Genomic DNA, 15,597 nt, shown 5'->3' on the forward strand with positions numbered 1-15,597 from the left:
CCTAGGGTCTGTGGTGCGTCGACGAACCGAGCGCCGGGCGTACGCCGTCCCGCCGAGCGCCGGGGCGTCCGGCCGGCCCGAGGCCGCGTGCCGGGTGCCCGGCCGACCCGAGAGGTGGACCCACCCCATGCACACCGTCGTCCGCGGCGCCGGAGCGTTCGGCCTGGCCGCCCTGCTGCTCACTGCCGCCACCGGCTGCCAGGGCGACGGCTCCTCCGCCGCCGAGCCCGCGCCCACCTCCGCGGCCGGCGGCGCGGGGACGGGGACCGGCGCCGCCACCGGAGCGGCCGCCCAACAGCTGGACTGGCACGCCTGCTCCGCCCCCATCAGCGCCCAGGGCAGCGGCACCGCGCCCGCCGCCGAGGACTGGCAGTGCGCCACCCTCAAGGCCCCGCTGGACCACGGCACACCGGACGGTACGACGATCGACCTCGCACTGATCCGCAGCCGGGCCAAGGACGAGGAGCACCGGATCGGCTCGCTGCTGTTCAACTTCGGTGGCCCCGGCGCCTCCGGCGTGGCCACCCTGCCCGCCCTCGCCGCGAGCTACAGCTCCCTCAACTCCCGCTACGACCTGGTGAGTTTCGACCCGCGCGGAGTCGGCGCCAGCGCCGGGGTGACATGCCTGGACGACCGGGCGATGGACGCCGCCACCGCCGCCGACAGCACCCCCGAGACCCCCGAAGCGGTGAAGGCCCTGGACGCCGACAACGCGGGCTTCGCCGCCGCCTGCGAGCACAACTCCGGCGCGGTGCTGCCGTACGTGGACACCGAGAGCGCGGCGCGCGACCTGGACCTGATGCGGCAGGTTCTGGGCGACCAGAAGCTCTCCTACTTCGGCTTCAGCTACGGCACCCAGCTCGGCGGCGTCTACGCGCACCTGTTCCCGCAGCAGGTCGGACGGATGGTGCTGGACTCGGTGGTCGACCCGACCAAGGACCCGCAGCAGTCCGCGCTCGGCCAGGCCCAGGGCTTCCAGCTCGCCCTCGGCGACTTCATGAAGGCCTGCGCCGCCCAGGCCGGGACCGCCTGCCCGACCCGTGCGGGCGGCGACGACGGCACCGCGAAGGTCGAGGCACTGGTGCAGAAGCTGGCGCAGTCGCCGCTGCCCACCAAACAGGGGCGGCAGCTCACCGAGAGCCTGGCCGTCACCGGCATCGTGGGCGCCCTGTACAGCCAGGAGACCTGGCCCGCGCTGGCCGCCGGGCTCACCGAGGCGATGGAGCTGGGGACCGGCGACACGCTGCTCCAGCTCGCGGACGGGCTGAACGGGCGCGACGCGCAGGGGCACTACAACAACCTGAACGCCGCGAACCGGGCGATCAACTGCGTGGACGCCCGGCAGCGCTACTCCGACCAGGACGTGCAGCAGCAGCTGCCGCAGTTCCGCGCCGCCTCCCCGGTGTTCGGGTCCTTCACCGCCTGGGGCCTGACCGCCTGCACCGGCTGGCCCGTACCGGGCAGGGCCGCCCACCCGGAGGTCTCCGCGCCGGGCGCCGCCCCGGTCCTGGTGGTCGGCACCAGCGGCGACCCGGCGACCCCGGTGGAGGGCGCCCGCACGATGGCGCAGCAGCTCGGCGCGGGCGTCGGCGTCACCGTCACCCTGCAGGGCGAGGGGCACGGCGGCTACAACACCGGCAACCCGTGCCTGAAGCAGACCGTGGACGCCTACCTCCTGGACGGCACGGTGCCGGCGGACGGGACGACGTGCGGCTGAGCGGCCGGGCGGTGGGAAAGTGGCCCACTGCGGCAGCTGTCGATTGGCTCTGGAGAGTGGGCCACTCGGTCCACTAGCCTCTCCGGTGTGACGAACGATATGACGACCGGCGCGCCCGCCCAGCAGCTTGCCCAGCACCTCGACCAGCACCTCGACAACGGCCACCGGGCCGACAGCGACACCGTCAAGGTCGACTTCTACTTCGACCCCGTCTGCCCCTTCGCCTGGATAACCTCCCGGTGGATCCTGGAGGTCGATCGGCAGCGCGAACTCGACCTGAACTTCCGGGTGATGAGCCTGTCCGTCCTCAACGAGGGCCGCACCGACCTGCCCGAGCGCTACCAGCGCCTGATGACCACCGGCTGGGGCCCCGTGCGGGTCTGCATCGCCGCCGCCGAACAGCACGGCCCGCAGGTACTGCGCGAGCTGTACACCGAGCTCGGCACCCGACTGCACGACCAGGACCGCGAGGCCGACGACGCCGTCATCCGCGAGGCGCTCGTGGCAGCGGGGCTGCCGGAGGAGCTGGCCGAGGCGGCGAACAGCACCGCGTACGACGAGGCCCTGCGCAAGAGCCACCACGAGGGCATGGACCCGGTCGGCGAGGAGGTCGGCACGCCGACCATCCACGTGGACGGCGTCGCCTTCTTCGGCCCGGTGCTGAGCGCCATCCCGCGCGGCGAGGACGCCGTACGGGTCTTCGAGGGCGTGCGGCTGCTGGCCGGGTACCCGAAGTTCTTCGAGCTCAAGCGGACCCGGACGGGCGGACTCGACTTCTCCTGAGCCACCCCGGCGGAGCCCGCGCCGAGCCCGCGCCGAGCCCGCGCCGAGCCCGCGCCGAGCCCGCACCGAGCCCCACGGAGGACTGCCGCGGGCCCGGCCTCCGGCCCGTCAGCCCCGGCGGCGCTGCTTGATCCTGATCGGCCCCGACCGGGGGTGGCCGATCACGGTCAGCACCGGGGCGCCCGGCTCCGCCTGCTCGGCGGCCTTGTTGACGATGTTTCCGGTGTTGGTGCTCGACGGGTCGATGCGTACGCCCCAGCCGCGCGGGACGATCAGCCGGATGTGGCCCATGCCGGTCGACGCCTCGACCGTGATCTCCTGGTGGGGGCACACGGCCTCGGTGAAGTCGACCGTGAGCAGCGAGATCTTGGTCTCCGCGACGATCCGGCGGGGCACGGACCAGCGGCCGCTCTGCACCATGTTGTTCATCCGGGGCCGGAGCGTGAGGACCTCCTCCGCCGCGGACGCGTCCCGGGCCTCCACCCGGCCGCCGAGGTCGGCCACCAGGATGTCGAGTTCGCCGTACGTCCGCGCGGCGTAGGTGCGGTCGAGCCGCTCCTCCAATTCCCCGAGGTCGATGCGGCCGTCACCGGCGGCGACCCGCAACTGCTCGGCCACCGCCTCCCGGTCGCTGTCCCCGGCCCGGGGTTCCACGGCGGCCTCGGGCGTCTTGTGCAGGGCTGGCAGTTCCTCGTTGACCATGCGGCTACTCTAGGTCACGAATCGTCCTGGTGGGCGGCTCGATCGCCAACTCCGCACGGCCCGAGGATCCTTGAGCGCGCCCGGAGGAGCGGCCGAAGAAGCGGCCGGCGGGGGACGGCCGGAGGGGGCGGCCGAGGACGCGGGTCGAAGGGCCGTCGAGGACGCGGCCGCCTCGGCCGGAGCGGCCGGGCGAAGGCTTCGCCGGGTGCGGTGGAAGCGCCCGGCAGGCTTCCGCGAACCCGTTCGCGACGGCCCGCCCCCACGTGCCGGACCGGCCTTCGGCGTGCCCGAGTCCGCCTTCCGTGCCCGATGCCGTACCCGATGCCGTGCCCGACGCCGAGCCCGACGCCCGAGCCCGACGCCCGAGCCCGATCCGGCGCTGCGGGCCGTGGCGCCGAGCGGGTCGTTCTCCCCCGAGTGGACCGTTGCCACCCCCTTCGGGCTCCCGTCCGGGCCCGGACCGTCCGACCATGGAGGGGCGGAGGCTGTTCGGCCCCCCGAGAGGCGGTGAGCGTGGATGATCGTACGAATCCGGCTGCGCGCTGTCCGTCACTCCGCGACTCCACCTGGTCCCGGTTCCAGCCCCGGCCCGGACCCCGGCGCCGACCGCGGCTTCGACCAGGGCCCCGGTTCCGACCCGGGCCCCGGCGCCGACCGCGGCTCCGACCCGGGCCCGCGCCCGAGGCAGAGCTGGGGCCAGCCGCGAGGCCCGAGCCCCGGCCAGGGCCGGAACCAAGGACCCGGTCAGGGGCCCGGCCAGGGCCGCAACCAGGGCCCCGGCGGTCCGGCCAAAGCTCCGCCTCCGCCGTCGTGGCGCCGCTGGCTGCTGCCCGTCGCGGTGCTGGTCACGCTGCTCCTGCTGGTGCTCTTCTCCAGTTCCGGCAAGCCCGGCACGCGCTACGGCTACTCCGACTTCGTGAGCCGGGTGGACTCCGGCCAGGTGCAGACCGTGAACGTCAGTGACACCGGCGGGGTGAGCGGCACGCTCAAGGACGGCACCCACTTCACCAGCCAGATCCCCACCGCCCTGGACACCTCCCAGCTCAGCGGCGCGCTCGCCGACCACCACGTGACGGTCACCGGCAGCCGGAGCAGCGGTGGCTCGATCTGGTCGACCCTGCTGCTGTTCCTGCCGCTGCTGATCTTCGGTGCGCTCTTCCTCTGGTCCGGCCGGATGGCCGCCCGCTCGCTGGGCGGCGGTCTGAGCGCCATCGGGCGGTCCCGGGCCAAGATCATCGAGGCCGAGCGGCCGGACACCGGGTTCGCCGACGTGGCCGGGTACGAGGGGGTGAAGCAGGAGGTCAGCGAGGTGGTCGACTTCCTGCGCAGCCCGGAGCGGTACGCCGCCGCCGGGGCCAAGGGACCACGTGGGGTGATCATGGTCGGGCCGCCGGGCACCGGCAAGACCCTGCTCGCCCGGGCGGTCGCCGGCGAGGCCTCGGTGCCCTTCCTCTCGGTGACCGGCTCCGGCTTCGTGGAGATGTTCGTCGGCGTCGGCGCCTCCCGGGTCCGCGACCTCTTCGACGAGGCCCGCAAACGCGCACCGTCGATCATCTTCATCGACGAGATCGACGCCGTCGGCGGCCGGCGCGCGGGCGGCACCCGGTTCGGCGGCAACGACGAGCGCGAGCAGACCCTGAACCAGCTGCTCGCCGAGATGGACGGCTTCGACCAGAGCACCGGCATCGTCGTCATCGCCGCCACCAACCGCCCGGACGCCCTCGACCCGGCCCTGCTGCGCCCCGGCCGCTTCGACCGGCAGGTCACCGTCCCGTTGCCCAACCAGGCCGAGCGGGCCGCCATCCTCGCCGTGCACTCCCGCGGCAAGACCCTGTCCCCGGACGTCGACCTCGGACGGCTCGCCCGCGGCACCCCCGGCTTCTCCGGCGCCGACCTCGCCAACCTGGTCAACGAGGCCGCCATCAACGCCGTGCGCGCCGACCGGGCCACCCTCACCGCCGACGACCTCGACACCGCCCGCGACCGGGTGCTGCTCGGCCGCCGGGAGTCCTCCAACGCGCTGTTGCCCGAGGAGCGGCACGCCGTCGCGGTGCACGAGTCCGGGCACGCGCTGATGGCCGCGCTGTGCGAGCGCGCCGACCCGGTCGCCAAGGTGACCATCCTCCCGGCCGGCGTCGCCCTCGGCGCCACCGAGCAGCTGCCCGAGGCCGAGCGGCACCTGTACAGCGAGGGCTACCTGACCGACCTGCTCACCGTCCAGCTCGGCGGCCGCGCGGCGGAACTGGTGGTCTTCGGCGAAGGCTCCACGGGCGCCGCCAACGACCTCGCCAACGCCACCTCGGTCGCCACCCGGATGGTCCGGGAATTCGGCCTCTCCCCGGAGCTCGGGCCGGTCGGCTACTCCAGCGGCACCCCGCACTACCTCGGCGACAACCCCGAGGACCTGCTGCGCCGCCCGTACTCCGAGCAGACCCAGCGCGCCGTGGACGAGGCGGTGGCCGGCCTGCTGCGCCAGGCCGAGCGGCGGGCCCTCGGCCTGCTCACCGAGCACCGGCACCACCTGGACGAGCTGGCGGCGCTGCTGGTGGCCCAGGAGACGGTGGACGGCGCGGTGGTGCTCGACATCCTGACGCACCCGGCGCCGGGCCCCGAGCGGCCGGTCTCGCTGCGGAAGCCGGACGGGCCGGCGGACGTGGACGGGCCCACGAACGCGGACGGCCCGGGGGAGCCCGCCGGCCCGGGGGGAACCCCCCGCCCGTGACGGCCGCATCGTCGGTGGTCGTATCCTCGTGACCGCGCCACCCACCACCGTCCCGAGGAGTCGGAATGACCGAGCCCCTGCCCGCCGACGTCCAGCGGGAGATCGCCCGTGCCCTCGGGGTCGCGCCCGTGCCGGACCCCGCGACGGAGGCCGAGCGCCGGGTGGAGTTCCTGGCCGACCAGGTGCGGACCAGCGGCGCGCGGAGCCTGGTGCTGGGCATCAGTGGCGGTGTCGACTCCACCACCGCCGGACGGCTCTGCCAGCTCGCCGTCGAGCGGCTGCGGGCCGAGGGCCGCCAGGTGACCTTCACCGCGATGCGGCTGCCGTACGGTGTCCAGGCGGACGAGGCGGACGCCCAGCTCGCGCTCGGCTTCATCCGCGCCGACGAGGTGCTGACCGTCGACGTCAAGCCCGCCACCGACGGCGCGCTCGCCGCTCTGAAGGCCGCCGGCCTGACCTACACCGACCACGGCCACGAGGACTTCGTCGGCGGCAACGTCAAGGCCCGCCAGCGGATGGTGGTCCAGTACGCGGCGGCGGGCGCCAAGGGCGGGCTGGTCGTCGGCACCGACCACGCGGCCGAGGCCGCCGTCGGCTTCTTCACCAAGTTCGGCGACGGCGCGGCCGACGTGATGCCGCTGTCCGGCCTGACCAAGCGGCAGGTGCGGGCGATCGCCGAGGCGCTGGGCGCACCGGCCGAGCTGGTCAAGAAGGTCCCGACCGCGGACCTGGAGAACCTCGCCCCCGGCCGCCCCGACGAGGACGCCCTCGGGGTCGGCTACGACGAACTGGACGACTTCCTGGAGGGCCTGCCGGTCAGCGAGGACGTCTTCCGCACCGTCCTGGGCCACTACCGCCGCACCGAGCACAAGCGCAACCTGCCGGTCGTCCCGCCCGTGGCATGACCGGCCCCGACGGGCGCGCCGCCGGGGCCGTCCTCGGAGCCGCCGTCGGCGACGCCCTCGGCGCCCCCTACGAGTTCGGCCCGGCCGGCGCCTTCTCCGCCCGCTTCCCGGACACCCCCGGTGACCTGGTGGCGGGCGGCGGCTGGGGGCTCGGCGCGGCCACCGACGACACCCAGATGGCCGTCCTGGTCGCCGAGTCCCTGATCGAGCGGGGAAGCCTGGACCTCCCGGACGTCTTCGACCGGTTCCGCCGCTGGGCCGCCGCCGACCCCTCGGACATCGGCATCCAGACGGAAGCCGTCCTGACCAGCGGCCTGCCCTGGGACCTCGCCGCCGCCGTCCACTTCAACACCACGCTGCGCGCCGCCGGCAACGGTGCCCTGATGCGCGCCTCGACCTCCGCCGTCGCGTTCGCCCACGCCGGACGGCGGGCCACCATGGACGCGGCCCGGCGCATCGCGGCGCTGACCCACGGGGACGGGGCCGCCTGGGAGGGCTCGGCGATCTTCCACGAGCTCGTCCGGCTCGCGCTGCACGGCGCCGACCCGCTGGCCGAGCTCCCCGCCGTCCTCGCCCACGTCGACCCCGGCCACCGGGAGCGCTACGCCACCGTCCTCGCCCCCGACTGGCACCCGGAGCGCGCCACCGAGGCCAACGGCGCGGTATGGCCCTGCCTCGGCTCGGCGGTCTGGGCGCTGCGCACCACCGAGGGCTTCGAGCAGGCGCTGCGCGCCGCGATCGACCTCGGCGGGGACACCGACACCGTGGCCGCCGTCACCGGCGGCCTGGCCGGTGCCAGGTACGGCCTGGCGGCGATCCCGGAGCGCTGGACCGGGCCGCTGCACGTCGAGCTGCCCGGGTTCGGCGGGCGGGTGCTCCGCGCGCCCGAACTGCTCGACCTGGCACGGAGGTTGACGGCCTGGGAGGCCGGTGGCGCGGATCGGGGCAACGGGGGTTCCCGCCGGCACGACCAGTAACGCGGTGCCCAGGGGCGGCGGCATCGGCAGGGCGGGCGTTCGAGGGGTTGAGGGGCCTTCGGGAACGGACCTCAGGGGAGGAGCGAGCCGATCGGGGCCCCGGCGCCAGGGGATGAGCGACGAGCGTCCCCGGCCACGGTGCCGGGGTGCGGCGTGGGGGCCAAGGGGCGGGGCTGCCACGATGGGGGCGTGCGGCCCGATCCGGGGTCGGCGCGACCGGCGTGCGGCCGGTTGACGAGCGGGGGACGAAGTGACGACGGTGGATCGGCTCGCAGTGGTGTCCGGTGGCGGTACCGGGATAGGCCGGGCGATCGCGGCGCGGTTGGCCGGGGACGGGCACCGGGTGGTGATCCTGGGCCGCAGGCCGGCCGTGCTGGAGCAGGCCCGGGAGGAGATCGAGCGGACCGCCGGTCCGGGGCGGGTCGTGCCGGTCGCGGCCGATCTGACCGACCCGGCGGCGGTCGAGGCGGCGGCGGCCCGGATCACCGGACTCGGGCCGGTGGACGTGCTGGTGAACAACGCGGGCGCGATCGTCACCCCGCCGGCCGACGGCAGTCTGGGCGCGCTGGCCGCTTCCTGGCGGCGGGACCTGGACGGCAACCTGCTCACCGCCGTGCTGCTGACCACCGCGCTCCAGGGCGGGCTGCGCCGTCCCGGCGGCCGGCTGGTGGTGGTCAGTTCGGCCGCGGCCCAGCGCGGTGGCGCGGGCCCGCACTCGGCGGGCTCGTACGCCGCCGCCAAGGCCGCGCTGCACGGCTGGGCGTTCGGTCTGGCCCGGCAGTTGGGGCCGGACGGGATCACGGTGAACGTGCTCGCGCCCGGTTACATCGAGGACACCGAGATCTTCGGGGCCGGCTGGAGCGAGGAGTTCCACGCCCGGAAGGTCGCGGACACCCTGGTCGGTCGGGCGGGCACCCCGGCCGATGTGGCCGAGGCGGTCGCCTACCTCGCCTCCCCGGCCGCCGGGTACCTGACCGGTCAGGTGATCGGACTCAACGGCGGTGCGGTGCTGGGACGTTGAGTCCGAGCCTCGGGGAGCGGCCGGTCAGTCCCCGTCGGCGTCGGGCTCGGAGGCCGGGCTGGATGCGGCGCGGAGGGCGAGCTTGGCCTCGGCGGTCGTCCAGTCGGTGGCGATCGCCTGCTGGGCGGCGGCCAGGGTGACCTGGCCCTTGCAGATCGCGGTGTGGAGGTGGGTCTCCACCGAGTCCTTGGGGTTGTTCGGGCCCTTGCCGGGGACGTGGCCGGGGGAGGGCGGCTGGACCCACAGGTTGCGCGGGTCGTTGGGGTCGCCGCCGAGTTGGAGGCTGATCAGGTGGTCGTACTCGGCGTCGCCCATCGGGCCGTCGTAGCCGTAGGACTTGGCGTTCTCGGCCTTCTCCTTGCCCGTGATGTTCGACGGCGGGCGGATGGTCGAGGTGTAGCCGCCCTGCTTGCAGATGGTGTCCTTGAGGTTGCCCTGGTTCACCGCCGGGCTGATCGCGCCCGGGGTGCAGGAGGCGTCGGGCAGCGGCTGCTTGTCCGCGGTGTAGCGGTAGTGGCAGCTGCCCGGCGCGGGCTGCGGCTGGACGTCGTAACTCGCCTTCGGGCCGGGGCCGGTGACGATCGCGGCGGCCAGGGGCGGGGCGGCCGCCGCGGCATCACCCGCAGCGGCCGGGGCGGAGGCGGAGGCGGACCTGGCCCCCTTGGCGGCGTGGTCGCCGCCGGGCGAGCAGCCTGCGGCTGCGGCGGCGAGCAGGACGGCCGCGGCCATGGCCGGGGCGCGGCGGGCGGGAGCCGGCACGGGGTTCCTCCCTCGGGGGTGGGCGTGGGCGGCGGCCGCCGGACGGGCCGGTGCCGCGCCAGCGGACCCTACCGTGTCCGCGGGGCCGTTGGGGTGACGCCACGTGCGGCGCGGGAAGCCTTCGCAGGGCGTGCGGAACCGTTTCCGCGGCGGAGGTGGATCCGGCCGCCGCCGATGGCCGGTTCCGGTTCTGTCGATGCCGTGAAGGGGCTGTGTCCGGACGGAGCCGGGCAGAGTGCGACCGAACCGCTTCGCCGTCCGCGGGCCGTGTCGTAGCCTGACGCGGGCGCGGCAGGGCCGCGATCCGACCGGCGGGAGGGGAAGCATGAACAGGCTTGTGCGCAAAGCACGTTGGCTTGGAGCGGTGGCGGCGGCAGGGGCGCTGCTGCTGACCGGGACGGAGACCGCGGCCGCGGCGCCCGAGGGCCCGCCGGTCAGCGCGGCCCGGGCCGTCCCGACGGCGGACACCCTGGCGTTCGGCGGCACGGCCGAGTCGTTCGCCGTCGTCCCGGACGGCAGCCGCGTCTACGCGGTGGTCGGCCACGCCGTCGACCCCGGCCACTCGGCCCGGGTCGTCCGCAGCATCGACACCCGTACCGGGGCGAGCACCGACCTGCTCACCGTCACCGGCTTCGACAGCGTCGGCCGTCCGACCGTCAGCCCGGACGGCAGCCGGGTCTACGTGACCGTCGACTGGGACCTGCTGACCTTCGACGCCGCGACCGGACAGCAGCTCGCCCGGGTCGCCACGCCCGACCAGCCCCGCCCCGGGGCCATGACCAAGGGCGCGCTGAACGGGGTGACCGTCAGCCCGGACGGAACCCGGGTGTACCTGTCCCAGTACGGCCCCTGGGGCGTGCGCCTGGGCAGCCGGGCCGGCCGCGTCCTCGCCTACGACCCCGCCACCCGGACCTTCACCGGCGGCGTGACCCTCACCGGCTACACCGTCGGCCGGGTGGTGCTCGGCCCCGACGCCACCGACGCCTGGGTCGGCACCGCGGACAACCTCTACCACCTGGACGTCGGGGGCGCCGCCCCGGAGGTCATCGATCCGGTGGCGGACTTCGGCTCCGCCGAGGAGATCGTGCTCGCCGCCGACGGCCGCACCGTCTACGCGAGCGGCTACCGCGACTACGGCACCGTCACCGCCGACATCCTGGACCCGGAGACGAACACCTTCCGGTCCGCCTTCGGCCTCGGGGCCTTCGCCGACGGCCCCCAGCTGCTCGGGACGAGCCCGGACTCCGGCCGGGTCCACGTGTTCACCGGCGCGAGGACCCCGCAGGCCGCACTGCTGTCGTACGACCCCGCGACCGGCGCGGCCGTTCCCGGCGAGACCGTCACCGGCTTCGGCCTGGACTCCGTCGTCCAGGTCCAGCTCGGCGCGGACGGCCGCACCCTCTACCTGGCCGGGCTCAAGGGCGGGGACTCCGTCCTGCGGACCGTCCGCTTCTAGGGACCCGCCGAGCGGCGCCCGCCGAGCGGCGCCCGACGAGAACGGGCCCGGCAGCCGGCGCCGGAGCGCCGCCGTGCCGGGCCCGGGGAGGGCGGGTCAGCGGGCCTGGGCGGCCTTCGCCTCCTTGGCGGCGGCCGCGGCGGCCGCGGCGGCCTCCTTCTCGTGCTTCTCCTTGATCCGGGCGGTCTCCTTGCGGAGGTCCACCTGGTTGGCGCGCTCGTGCTGGAGCCAGAGCGGGTTCTCGGCCCGGAGGGCCTCGATCTGCTCGGTGGTCAGCGCCTCGGTCACGCCGCCCCGGGCCAGGCCGGAGATCGAGATGCCGAGCCGGGCGGCGACCACCGGGCGGGGGTGCGGGCCGTTCTTGCGCAGGTCCTGGAGCCACTGCGGCGGCTCGGCCTGCAGCGCGTTCAGCTCCTCGCGGGAGACCACGCCCTCCTGGAAGTCGGTCGGCGCGGCGTCGAGGTAGATCCCCAGCTTCTTGGCCGCCGTGGCCGGCTTCATGGTCTGGCTGGTCTTCTGCTTGAGCGATGTCATGGTGACAAGGGTAAGGGAGTGCGCGGGCGCTCCCGGTCACGGTCGGTAGCCTTGCCCTGTGACAGACATGCAGGTGAACCCGACCTTCCGACTCGTGTACGTCCCGGGCGTGACCCCCGGCAAATGGGTCCGGGTCTGGGAGGAGCGGCTCCCGGACGTGCCGCTGGACCTCCTCGCGGTCGCGTCCGGCGACGCCGAGCGGACCCTCCGCGAGGGCGGCGCGGACGCCGGGCTGGTCCGGCTGCCGGTCGACAAGGACGTGCTGAGCGCGATCCCGCTCTACACCGAGACCACCGTCGTGGTCTTCCCCAAGGACCACTGGCTCGCCGCCGCCGAGGAGGCCTCGGTGGCGGACCTGGCCGATGAGGTGGTCTTCCACCCGCTCGACGACACCCTGGGCCTCACCGCCGACACCCTGCCGGGGCGCCCCGCCGTAGCCCGTCCGGACAGCACCGCGGACGCGGTCGAGCTGGTCGCGGCGAACGTCGGCGTGCTCCTGGTGCCGCAGTCCCTGGCCCGGCTGCACCACCGCCGGGACCTCACCTTCCGGCCGGTGGCGGACGTGCCGCAGTCCCAGGTGGCGCTGTCCTGGCCGCAGGAGCGGACGACGGACCTGGTGGAGGAGTTCATCGGGATCGTCCGCGGCCGCACGGTCAACAGCTCGCGCGGCCGCGGGGCCGGGCAGGCGGCTCCGGAGGCGCAGCCGAAGAAGGCGGCGGCGGGCCGGGGCAAGCCGCAGCCGCAGCGGGCCGGCGGGCAGAAGAGCGGTGCGCAGAAGGCGGGCGGCCAGAAGTCCGGCGGGCAGCGGGCCGGGGCGCCGAAGGCCGGGGGAGCCAAGGCCGGCGGGCGGGGCGCGGCGGCCCGGCGCGGCAGGCCCAAGCGGTGACCGTGGCGTAGCGTCTGCCCCGTTCGCAGCGGTCGAGGCGGGAGGAGCGGGGCAGTGTGGCACGACCTGATGGCCGTCCAGATTCCGATCGTGGAGAAGGTCCTCCGCACGATCGCCGTCTACGTGCTGATCCTGGTGCTGTTCCGGCTCGCCGGGAAGCGCGGGCTGGCGGGGCTGAACACCTTCGACATGGTGGTGGTCTTCCTGCTCTCCAACGTGGTGCAGAACGCCATCATCGGCAATGACAACAGCCTGCTCGGCGGCGCGATCGGGGCGGTGACCCTGATCGCGGTGAACGCCGCCGTCACCCGCTGGCTCGCGCGCGACCCGAGGGCCACCCGGATCCTGGAGGGCCGGCCCACCACCGTGGTGAAGGACGGCAAGCTGGTCGCCGGCGCGCTGCACAGCCTGGCGCTGCGCCCGTCCGAGCTGGAGCACGCCATCCGGATCCAGAACGGCGACAAGGTCGGCGACGTCGCCCGGGCCCGGCTGGAGCCGGACGGACAGCTGCTGGTCTCCCTCAAGGCGGGCGAGCAGAGCGCCACCCGGAGCGACGTCGAGGACCTGCGGCGCCGGCTGGAGGAGATCGAGCGGCTGCTCACCGCCATCGCCGCCGACCGGCGCCCGCCCGGCTGACCGCCGCCCGGGCCTCCGGCCCCCGCCCCGACAGGCCCCCGCCCCGACAGGCCCTGGAACCGACAGGCCCCGGAACCGACAGGCCCTGGAACCGGGAGGCCCTGGAGAGCCGGGGGCCGGTCACGGGTGGACGTCGGCCGGCCGCTCGGCCCCGGCACGCCGGCGGCGCGAGGCGCCGAGGGCCACGGCGGCGGCCAGGGCGAAGCCGAGGGCGGCGGCGAGGAGGTGCCCGACGGTGGTGAAGCCCGGGAGGGGGCCGGGCCAGTCGCCGCCGGAGAGCGGCCAGGCGACGACGAAGGCGGCCCAGGGCAGCCGGGCCCAACGGGGCACGGCGAGGGTGGCGAGGGCGAGGACGGTCTGGGCGCCGTAGCTGATGCCGTAGTCCGAGGCCCCGCGGACGCTCTCCGGGTACCAGCCGTGGCGCAGGGCGAGCAGGATCACCGCGGCGGTGATCAGGGTGGCGCCGATGTGCCCGCCGAGGAACACGGCGGCGGCGCGCAGGCCGCCGAAGCGGCGCTCGGTCCAGGCGAGGCAGCAGCAGACGCCGAGGCCCAGGGTGATCAGGGTGCTGCCGAAGCCGGTGGAGAGGATCTCGGTGAGGGTGCCGTCGAAGAGCAGCGCGCTGCCGAGCAGGGCACCGACCGGGTGGTCGTGCAGGTTGTCGAGGTTGGTGCTGATGTGGTCGCGCAGCGCGTCCGCGCGGTCCGCGGCGAGCAGGTTCTCGACCCAGACGTGCCCGAGCAGGAGCAGGACGACGTAGCCGAAGGTCAGCGGCGAGCGGCGCGGGTACGTCCGGGCGGCGCGCAGCAGCCCGGTCAGGAGCCCCGAGGGGGTTCGAGCGTTCATGGTCTGGTGGCGTCCCGGTCGAGCGGAGTGGTTCCGGCCGGCGCCCGTGCGGCCGGCCACGCCGGGACAGTACCGAAGCCGGGTCGGGATCCGGTCGGCGGACCCGGCGCGGACGGCGTCGGAGCCCGGTCGCCGTCCGGTCAGCGGACCCGGCGGGTGAGTGTCGCGGTGAAGGGCCGGGGCGTGAGGGAGGAGCCGCGGGTGGGGCGGACGGGCCGGCCGGGGGTGGGGGCGATGGTCCAGCGGGCGGCGATGGTGGCGATGGCGAGGACGGCCTCGGTGGTGCCGAAGACGTCGCCGATGCAGCGACGGGCGCCGAGGCCGAAAGGCGCGTAGGTGCCGGGTGCGGGGCGGGCGGTGGTGAGCCAGCGGTCGGGGTCGAAGCGGTCGGGGCGGGGGAAGAGGTCGGCCCGGCGGTGCAGCAGGTAGGGGCTGTAGAGCAGGGTGGCGCCGGCCGGGACGCGGTGGCCGCCGAGCTCGGTGTCGGCGGTGGCGGTGCGGCTGAGGATCCAGGGCGGCGGGTAGAGCCGCAGGGTCTCGCTGACGATCCGGGCGGTGAGCGGCAGGGCGGGCAGGTCCTCGTGGCGGGCGGGCCGGCCGTCCAGGACGGTGTCGAGTTCGGCGTGCAGCCGCATCCGGACGGCCGGGTTGGCGGCGAGCAGCGTCCAGGCCCAGGAGAGGGTGGCGGCGGTGGTCTCCGTGCCGGCCAGCAGGAAGGTGACCACCTGCTCGTGGACCTCGGCGTCGGTCAGGCCCCGGCCGTCCTCGTCCGTCGCGTCGAGCAGCGTGGAGAGCAGGTCGTGCCGGTCGGTGCCGGTGGCGCGGTGGTCGGCGATCAGCCGCCGGGTGATCTCCCGCAGGTCCTGCCGGGCGCGGCGGAAGCGGCGGTTGCCGGGGGTGGGGAGGCGGTCGGCGCCGGGCAGCGGCAGCATCACCCGACGGCCGACGCCGCGGGTGACGGCGTCCATGGACCGGCGCACCGGCAGGGTGCCGGCCCGCTCGTGCGCGGCGAACAGGCAGCGGGCGGTGACGGCGGTGGAGAGGCGGTGCATCGCGGTGGGGACGTCGATCACGTCGCCGTCGCGCCAGCGGGCGGTGGCGCCGCCGATCTCCTCGGCCATCAGCGCGGCGTAGCCGGGCAGCCGGTCGCGGTGGAACGCGGGCTGCAGCATGCGGCGCTGGCGCCGGTGGGCGGCGGCGGGGCAGGTCGCGAGGCCGTTGCCGAGGACCTCCCGGGCCTTGTCGAGGAGGGGCCCGCCCTTGTCGAAGGTGCGGTCGTCGGCGAGCAGCCGGCGGACCAGCTCGGGGTGGCAGACCACGTACGCGTGGAGCGGGCCGAGCCGCAGCCGGACGAGGTCGCCGTGGGCGGGTAGGCCGGCGACGAACTCGTGCGGGCGGTGGAGGAGGGCGGGGGCGTGGCCGAGCAGCGGGAGGCCGCCGGGGGCGGTGGCCGCGGTGAACCGGGTGGTCGGGAAGAAGGGGGTCGGCACGGGCGTCACCTTGGTTGGGGCGGGAGGACCGGGACGAATCGCGAACGTGATCTTTCCCGGCGGCGTGCGGCGAAACGATCGTGGACGGGCGGACGGGGTGAACGCGGGGGCGCGAGCCGAACGGTCGTGCGCCCTCGAAGATTTGAGGGAGCGTTTACCCGTC

14 protein-coding genes are annotated in these 15,597 nt (G+C 75.3%); 9 read left to right on the forward strand and 5 right to left on the reverse strand.

All coding sequences use genetic code 11. The features are described 5' to 3' along the window. The first annotated feature begins 127 nt into the window (after positions 1 to 127). Positions 128 to 1,717 carry an alpha/beta hydrolase gene (locus ACWGKU_RS13085; RefSeq protein ID WP_452179210.1) on the forward strand — a complete coding sequence of 530 codons (1,590 nt, stop codon included), beginning with the start codon at positions 128 to 130 and terminating at the stop codon, positions 1,715 to 1,717. A gap of 87 nt (positions 1,718 to 1,804) precedes the next feature. Beyond that, positions 1,805 to 2,500 carry a mycothiol-dependent nitroreductase Rv2466c family protein gene (locus ACWGKU_RS13090; RefSeq protein ID WP_452179211.1) on the forward strand — a complete coding sequence of 232 codons (696 nt, stop codon included), beginning with the start codon at positions 1,805 to 1,807 and terminating at the stop codon, positions 2,498 to 2,500. A gap of 108 nt (positions 2,501 to 2,608) precedes the next feature. Here the strand turns inward: ACWGKU_RS13090 and ACWGKU_RS13095 are convergent, their stop codons facing one another. Beyond that, a complete protein-coding gene (locus ACWGKU_RS13095) occupies positions 2,609 to 3,202 on the reverse strand; it encodes a DUF1707 SHOCT-like domain-containing protein (RefSeq protein ID WP_401054575.1) in 594 nt (197 codons plus the stop codon). A 517-nt stretch (positions 3,203 to 3,719) separates the two neighbouring features. Here ACWGKU_RS13095 and ftsH point away from each other — a divergent pair. The 4 genes from ftsH (at position 3,720) to ACWGKU_RS13115 (ending at position 8,827) form a co-directional block, all read left to right on the forward strand. Continuing rightward, positions 3,720 to 5,924 (forward strand): ATP-dependent zinc metalloprotease FtsH, encoded by a 2,205-nt coding sequence (gene ftsH, locus ACWGKU_RS13100; protein ID WP_452179212.1) that lies wholly within the window; start codon positions 3,720 to 3,722, stop codon positions 5,922 to 5,924. A gap of 65 nt (positions 5,925 to 5,989) precedes the next feature. Beyond that, complete coding sequence (gene nadE / locus ACWGKU_RS13105) at positions 5,990 to 6,829, forward strand: ammonia-dependent NAD(+) synthetase (RefSeq protein WP_380540573.1); 840 nt, start codon at positions 5,990 to 5,992, stop codon at positions 6,827 to 6,829. Further along, on the forward strand, positions 6,826 to 7,806 hold the full coding sequence (locus ACWGKU_RS13110; protein ID WP_452179213.1) for an ADP-ribosylglycohydrolase family protein: 981 nt from the start codon (positions 6,826 to 6,828) through the stop codon (positions 7,804 to 7,806). Before nadE ends, ACWGKU_RS13110 begins: the two co-directional genes overlap by 4 nt. 259 nt (positions 7,807 to 8,065) lie before the next feature. Next, the gene (locus tag ACWGKU_RS13115) at positions 8,066 to 8,827 is read left to right on the forward strand and encodes an SDR family NAD(P)-dependent oxidoreductase (RefSeq protein WP_452179214.1); all 762 of its coding nucleotides are present in this window, start codon (positions 8,066 to 8,068) and stop codon (positions 8,825 to 8,827) included. A 24-nt stretch (positions 8,828 to 8,851) separates the two neighbouring features. Here the strand turns inward: ACWGKU_RS13115 and ACWGKU_RS13120 are convergent, their stop codons facing one another. Beyond that, entirely contained in the window at positions 8,852 to 9,556 is a 705-nt protein-coding gene (locus tag ACWGKU_RS13120) for a hypothetical protein (protein ID WP_452179222.1), read from the reverse strand. Between the two features lie 367 nt (positions 9,557 to 9,923). On the opposite strand from ACWGKU_RS13120, the gene ACWGKU_RS13125 reads away from it, so the two are divergent. After that, entirely contained in the window at positions 9,924 to 11,042 is a 1,119-nt protein-coding gene (locus ACWGKU_RS13125; protein WP_452191434.1) for a YncE family protein, read from the forward strand. 96 nt (positions 11,043 to 11,138) lie between these two features. On the opposite strand, the gene ACWGKU_RS13130 is transcribed toward ACWGKU_RS13125, so the two are convergent. Next, the gene (locus tag ACWGKU_RS13130; RefSeq protein ID WP_401055053.1) at positions 11,139 to 11,576 is read right to left on the reverse strand and encodes a DUF5997 family protein; all 438 of its coding nucleotides are present in this window, start codon (positions 11,574 to 11,576) and stop codon (positions 11,139 to 11,141) included. Positions 11,577 to 11,634: 58 nt separating this feature from the next. Here ACWGKU_RS13130 and ACWGKU_RS13135 point away from each other — a divergent pair, with 58 nt between their 5' ends. Both ACWGKU_RS13135 and ACWGKU_RS13140 read left to right on the forward strand, forming a co-directional pair. Further along, a complete protein-coding gene (locus ACWGKU_RS13135) occupies positions 11,635 to 12,462 on the forward strand; it encodes a LysR family substrate-binding domain-containing protein (protein WP_380540555.1) in 828 nt (275 codons plus the stop codon). Between the two features lie 54 nt (positions 12,463 to 12,516). Further along, positions 12,517 to 13,098 carry a DUF421 domain-containing protein gene (locus ACWGKU_RS13140; RefSeq protein WP_452179216.1) on the forward strand — a complete coding sequence of 194 codons (582 nt, stop codon included), beginning with the start codon at positions 12,517 to 12,519 and terminating at the stop codon, positions 13,096 to 13,098. A gap of 120 nt (positions 13,099 to 13,218) precedes the next feature. Here the strand turns inward: ACWGKU_RS13140 and ACWGKU_RS13145 are convergent, their stop codons facing one another. Both ACWGKU_RS13145 and ACWGKU_RS13150 read right to left on the reverse strand, forming a co-directional pair. Further along, positions 13,219 to 13,944, reverse strand: coding sequence for a rhomboid-like protein (locus ACWGKU_RS13145; protein WP_380540550.1), 726 nt, complete (start codon positions 13,942 to 13,944; stop codon positions 13,219 to 13,221). A 140-nt stretch (positions 13,945 to 14,084) separates the two neighbouring features. Further along, positions 14,085 to 15,434, reverse strand: coding sequence for a cytochrome P450 (locus tag ACWGKU_RS13150; RefSeq protein WP_452179217.1), 1,350 nt, complete (start codon positions 15,432 to 15,434; stop codon positions 14,085 to 14,087). Between the last annotated feature and the right edge of the window lie 163 nt (positions 15,435 to 15,597).

This window comes from Kitasatospora sp. NPDC054768, from assembly GCF_053612025.1.

Bases quoted from the DNA above. Each gene is read 5' to 3' on its own strand.
- ACWGKU_RS13085 (WP_452179210.1), top strand. From the start codon at position 128: ATGCACACCGTCGTCCGCGGCGCCGGAGCGTTCGGCCTGGCCGCCCTG.
- ACWGKU_RS13095 (WP_401054575.1), bottom strand. From the start codon at position 3,202: ATGGTCAACGAGGAACTGCCAGCCCTGCACAAGACGCCCGAGGCCGCC.
- ftsH (WP_452179212.1), top strand. From the start codon at position 3,720: ATGATCGTACGAATCCGGCTGCGCGCTGTCCGTCACTCCGCGACTCCA.
- nadE (WP_380540573.1), top strand. From the start codon at position 5,990: ATGACCGAGCCCCTGCCCGCCGACGTCCAGCGGGAGATCGCCCGTGCC.
- ACWGKU_RS13110 (WP_452179213.1), top strand. From the start codon at position 6,826: ATGACCGGCCCCGACGGGCGCGCCGCCGGGGCCGTCCTCGGAGCCGCC.
- ACWGKU_RS13120 (WP_452179222.1), bottom strand. From the start codon at position 9,556: ATGGCCGCGGCCGTCCTGCTCGCCGCCGCAGCCGCAGGCTGCTCGCCC.
- ACWGKU_RS13130 (WP_401055053.1), bottom strand. From the start codon at position 11,576: ATGACATCGCTCAAGCAGAAGACCAGCCAGACCATGAAGCCGGCCACG.
- ACWGKU_RS13145 (WP_380540550.1), bottom strand. From the start codon at position 13,944: ATGAACGCTCGAACCCCCTCGGGGCTCCTGACCGGGCTGCTGCGCGCC.